Below are 5,357 nucleotides of genomic sequence, written 5' to 3' on the forward strand. Positions count from 1 at the left end.
GTAGGGGTTTTTTGTTTTGCCTGGCTCAATTTAGGTTAAAAGTGCGGAAGTCGGGAAGAGTTAAGAAGATCTTCTCTCTGCTATAGCAAGAACTTCAGGATTTGCGCAGTGCCGCGGTAGTCTCCCCGTCATAAAAAGATATATATCTTCCGCTACCATGTAGGCCCCATTTTCTGCTGACTGTCTGGTTGCACCTGCAATATGAGGGGTCACCGTTACATTCTCTAAGTGACAAAGGGGGCTATCCATGGGAAGAGGCTCAGCTTCAAAAACATCTAGAGCTGCCCCAGCTATCCTCTTTTCTTTGAGAGCCGCATAGAGATCATCGTATCGCACCAGCTCTCCTCGAGCCGTATTGATAAAATAGGCCGATTCCTTCATCAGGCTAAACTGCCGTGCCCCGAACATGCCCTCAGTCTCCGGGGATAAGCGAGCATGAAGACTGACAACATCAGACTTCTTGAGTAGCTCATTTAGTGAAGTGACCTCACAACCCAACCTCTCCACTTCCTCGGCCGACACGAAGGGGTCATAGGAAAAGGCCAATCAGGCCATTAATCTCAGACTGAAGAGAACCTCATGGGCCGGCTTATCCTCATAAAGAATGGACCAGAGAGCTTTAAGAAGGGGTAGCTGATTCATTCTCAATTTGCCCGAATCTTCAAATTTTCGGGCCAGGCGGTAGCCTATCCCTATCGCTGGATAGCCCTCCACTGTCTCTCGCCTCTTTCTCATTTCCTCAAGGGCCTGAAAGGCAGGGAGACCGGAGCCGATAAGCTCTCCCAAAGTAATATTACGCCCCTCTGCGGAAGTGACGTAAAGATCTCCCACACCTGCCAGACCCATCACTGTAGAGCTCCTTCCTCCCAGCATCCGGGACAGCAAGGCTATCTCTTGGGCGGCCTGGGCAAAGAAGGTGGATTTGGTATTGTTCATGGTCTCTACCCCTTCCCTCTTCTTGAGGCCATCGCACATGCCCAGAGCAATAGCATATCCATTCTTAAGGGCCGCCCCTACCTCAACTCCTATTACATCGGAGGTGACCTGAACGGTGTAGCGAGGAGTGGTAAAAATCTTGCGACAGCGCTGAGCGGCCCGGACACTAGAGGAGGCAAAGACCACTGAGGTGGGAACTCTCTGCGCCACTTCTCTGGCCTTGGAGGGTCCCCCTATAGCTACCACCGGAATGTGGGAACGGAGTTGCTGGGGAAGAGCCCTTGCGATAACCTGGGGTATAGTGATAATCTCTCCGTCCCCCATCTCCTCCAGACCTTTGGCCACATTGACAATAACCATACCAGGCTTCAGAAAAGGCCCCAGCATTTCCATGACACTTTTTATGCCCCCAGAGGCAACGCCCAGGAGGATGATTTCCCTTTCCTCCACAGAGTGAGCCAGTTCATCCAGAGCAAAGAGGTGAAGGCTGCCCGGGAGGGCCAGGCCCAGGCAAGGATGAGTGCGGGTCTTTCTGATAGATCTCATCACTTCCTGGTCGTACTTCGTGCCCCACAGGTTAATCTCATGCCCATTATCAGCCAGAGGAATAGTGAGGGCACTTCCCATTACTCCAGCTCCAACAATCACTACTTTTGCCACTACCAAGTACCTCCTAATCCCACGAAGAGAGGTAGTCAGAAATGTCTCTGGATGCTGTTGTTTTCGGTGATCTGCGCTCACTCTCTTACACAGCTCAGTCCCTTATACATGCATTTACTAACCTCGCGAAGTTCTCGGGGTCAAGGCTGGCCTTTCCTATGCCCACTCCATCAATATGATCCATTGAAAGAAATTTGGATATGTTTTCTTCACTTACGCTACCCCCATAAAGTATTCTAGCGCGCTCGGCGCTTTTACCTATAAGTCCTCTTATCACTTCAGCCACGAGCAAATTTATGTGATTTGCCTCCTGAGGAGTTGGCGTAACTCCCGTCCCAATGGCCCAAACTGGCTCATAGAGAATGTAGAATTGTCCACCAGGCGGAACAGTACCTCCAAAGGCCACTTCCAGTTGATTTCTTATAACCTCCTCTGTTTTCCCGGATGCCCTTTCCTGCTCACTTTCTCCAACGCATAAAATTGGTATCAAACCGTGACGCATAACAGCTTTGAACTTTCTGGCTATCATGCCATAATCTTCTCCAAAGATCTCTCTTCTTTCCGCGTGCCCAACCATTGCATACTCGCATCCTGCATCCTTGAGCTGAAGAGGCGAGACTTCACCAGTGTAAGAGCCGCTATCTTCCCAAAACACGTTCTGAGCACCCACCTTTACGCTTTTACCCCTGAGCGCCTGGCTAACTGCGTAGATGGATGTGTAAGACAGCAAGATAAACACTTCGACTTGGTGTGGGTTTCGTATTGACGAGTCAATCTTTAAAGAGTCCCTCACGCTTTCTTCGACAGTCTTGTACATCTTCCAGTTAGCAAAAATGATGGGCTTTTTATCCATTTTCTCCTTTAACTCAGATTAGAAAATTAGACATGCCATATGGTACCATAAATTGACCAAAGGTTGATAAAATATCCCTACTGAATCTACAAGGAGTGGAAAGTGAAAGCAGCTCTATTGCGCCAGGTAAACGAAGTAGAAATCGCCGATCTGGAGATGCCCCAAATTGGGCCAGGAGAGATTCTGGTCAAAGTCTATGCCTGCGGCCTCTGCAGCACTGATGTGAGCAAGATCCGGGGCAAAGAAGCAGGAACTCAGATAGTCCTGGGACATGAGGTGGTGGGAGAGGTAGTTCAAGTTGGAGCTGAGGTATCCCGCTTTTCTGTGGGCGACCGGGTGGTGGTGGCCCATCATGCGCCCTGCTTTATCTGCCATTACTGTCGACATGGCAATTATTCCATGTGTCCTGACTTTAAAAGCTCTAATATTTATCCGGGCGGATTTGCCGAATTTATCCAAGTGCCCAGAGAGAATGTGAATAAGGCCACCTTTAAAATCCCGCCTGAGGTTTCCTATGAAGATGCAGCTCTCACTGAACCAGCAGCCTGTTGTCTGAGAGGAGTGAAGCTGAGTCACCTTCTGCCCGGAGACTGGGCCGTAGTGGTGGGAACGGGAACCATGGGCCTGCTTCTGACTCAGATGCTCTGTCTCTTCAACGTCAACGTTATAGCTCTAGACTTAGATAATTCTCGGCTGGCTGTAGCCCTGGAGAGCGGTGCCCGATGGGCTCTCAATCCTCAAAGAGATGACGTAACGGGAGAAATTAAGAAGTTTTCCGACGGAAGAGGCGCTGATGTAGCCATCCTCACCGTGGTCAATCAACCCATCCTGGATCTGGCTCTTGCATACCTGAGAGATGGAGGAAAAATTAACCTCTTTGCCTGGCCGGCCAGGGACGTAAACATGAGCGTAGATTTTTATCAGATGTTCCGCAGAGAGCTCGGTATCTTCGGCAGCTACTCCACCACTTCCATCGAACTTCAGGAAACTCTGGACCTGATAAAGATGCAGAAAATCTCACCTGGCAAGTTAATCACTCATAACCTCCCTCTGAGCCGGCTGATGGAGGGAGTAAAGTTGGTGGAGGAGGGCCAGGCTCTTAAAATTTTGATAAAGCCTTAGAGAGTCTGCTATTGCTTACTGAAGCAGGCATGTTTCGTGGACCAAAGGAAAACCTAAGTCTGAGCCTTTTCACTTATTTTGATATACCAGAGGAGTCATTCTCCCCTTCCGAACTATTCCGAAATCCAGGGGTCAGAAGAGCATACTGGCCGCTCCAATAACCCCGGCCTCCTCCCTCAACTCAGCCAGGACTATAGAGACTGAATCCCGGAGAACTGGCATGGCTCTATCTTGAACTTCCCTTCGGACGGGTTCCAGAAGAAGTTCTCCGGCATTGGCCACTCCGCCTCCGATGATGACCATCTCTGGATTAAAGATATTAATCAGGGAAGCCACTCCTATCCCCAGCCACTGTCCGGTCTCTTCATAGATACGACGCGACACCGGATCCCCCTGGGAAGCCTCTTGAGCCACGTCCTCAGGCGTTATGGCTCCCTTTTCCTTATATACTTTCAGGAGAGAGGTTTCCTCCTGCCGGCTCAGAGCCTCCATGGCCCGCCTGGTCACTGATCTGGCTGAGGCCATCATCTCCAGACAGCCTCTATTGCCACAAGCACATGGGGGGCCATCGGGGAGGACGGTCATGTGCCCCACCTCTCCTCCAAACTGGCGAGATCCTTTAAGCAACTGCCCGTCGATGATAATGCCGCTTCCTATCCCGGTCCCTATGGCCAGACATATCAGGTGTTCCTTGTTCCTGCCAGCTCCAAACTTATGCTCACCCAGGGCGGCTGCCCTGACGTCATTTTCGATAAATATGGGCAAATTAAAGGTTTTGTTGAATAGCTCTCCCACCGGAACGTCTTTCCACTTGGGAAAGTTAGTCAAAAATCGAATAATTCCCTCTTGAGAATCAATAAGGCCAGGGGCTCCAATGCCAATACCTCTGAACCTGATTCCTTTCTCCTCGGCAAACTTGATGATCTCTCCTACCAGATCCATAACCTCCTGGAGAATAACTTGTACCGCTTCTTCAGGTCGAGCCTGGACCACCCTTTTATAAAGAATGTGGCCGCTATCCTCTACCAGACCTGTCTTTATGTTGATCCCGCCAATATCGACGCCGATGGCATAGTTACGACCGCTCATTAAGTTCTCCTTCCTTCTTGTAGTGGATAGAACTCTCCAGGATAAGGCCGGTAGGCCAGCCCGCTCCTCCCATTCTATCCTAAGAAAAGTCTCCTTTCAACAAAAAGACTTCCGAGTGAGCACCTACGATCTACCTGAAACAATGGTTAGACAACAACCCGGAGATCTACCAGAGCGGCACACCTTGATGATTTTGGGCAGCCCTTTCCAAATATTAGCGGCAATCCAGGTCTACCCCCATTGAGCTTTCCCCACAACAGGAGTATAATGAAAACAAAAGAGGAGCTACTATCAGCTCAAGGGGAAAAGGATAGACCCAAGGGCGTGATCTGATTGCGCGTAATAGCAAATGGGGGGAAGATTTCATTCCCCATAAAACTGAGAAAGGTACACCTAGCAAGAACTAAACCCCGCAAAATTTGTGGGGTTTTTTGTTTGCCTATTGCAAATTACCAGGACCACCCATGGGATAGGATCAAGAAAACCAAAGTTTTTGCTTTGCCTTTATAAATCACTACCAAAAGGAGAGGATGCCAAATGCCGGTAGACACAAAGGAAAGTATGGTCCGAGTGGAACAGGAGATCGCCAAATGCGACAGATGTCCGGACCTGGTCCTCTGTCGCAAAAATCCCGTGATAGGGAGGGGAGCGGACCGAGCCAAGGTTATGATCATTGGCTATGTTCCTGATATAAAGA

5 protein-coding genes are annotated in these 5,357 nt (G+C 49.7%); 1 reads left to right on the forward strand and 4 read right to left on the reverse strand.

From position 1 onward, the window contains the following. Positions 1-60: 60 nt before the first annotated feature. The 3 genes from HW443_RS09085 to tpiA all read right to left on the reverse strand — a co-directional run bounded on the left by HW443_RS09085 (position 61) and on the right by tpiA (position 2,449). Positions 61-522: an NAD(P)-dependent oxidoreductase gene (locus HW443_RS09085; RefSeq protein WP_258190487.1), complete on the reverse strand. Its 462-nt coding sequence runs from the start codon at positions 520-522 to the stop codon at positions 61-63. A gap of 24 nt (positions 523-546) precedes the next feature. Beyond that, a complete protein-coding gene (locus tag HW443_RS09090) occupies positions 547-1,596 on the reverse strand; it encodes an NAD(P)H-dependent glycerol-3-phosphate dehydrogenase (RefSeq protein WP_176231576.1) in 1,050 nt (349 codons plus the stop codon). 94 nt (positions 1,597-1,690) lie between these two features. Then, positions 1,691-2,449, reverse strand: coding sequence for a triose-phosphate isomerase (gene tpiA, locus HW443_RS09095; RefSeq protein WP_176231575.1), 759 nt, complete (start codon positions 2,447-2,449; stop codon positions 1,691-1,693). 102 nt (positions 2,450-2,551) lie between these two features. Between tpiA and HW443_RS09100 the strand changes: the two genes are divergently transcribed. Beyond that, on the forward strand, positions 2,552-3,571 hold the full coding sequence (locus HW443_RS09100; protein ID WP_176231574.1) for an alcohol dehydrogenase catalytic domain-containing protein: 1,020 nt from the start codon (positions 2,552-2,554) through the stop codon (positions 3,569-3,571). Positions 3,572-3,703: 132 nt separating this feature from the next. Here the strand turns inward: HW443_RS09100 and HW443_RS09105 are convergent, their stop codons facing one another. Then, positions 3,704-4,660 (reverse strand): ROK family protein, encoded by a 957-nt coding sequence (locus tag HW443_RS09105; RefSeq protein ID WP_176231573.1) that lies wholly within the window; start codon positions 4,658-4,660, stop codon positions 3,704-3,706. Between the last annotated feature and the right edge of the window lie 697 nt (positions 4,661-5,357).

The organism is Candidatus Hakubella thermalkaliphila, assembly GCF_013281975.1.
Classification (GTDB): Bacteria; Actinomycetota; Humimicrobiia; order Hakubellales; family Hakubellaceae; genus Hakubella; species Hakubella thermalkaliphila.

Coding starts and splice junctions, on each gene's coding strand:
- tpiA (WP_176231575.1), bottom strand. CDS start 2,449: ATGGATAAAAAGCCCATCATTTTTGCTAACTGGAAGATGTACAAGACT.
- HW443_RS09105 (WP_176231573.1), bottom strand. CDS start 4,660: ATGAGCGGTCGTAACTATGCCATCGGCGTCGATATTGGCGGGATCAAC.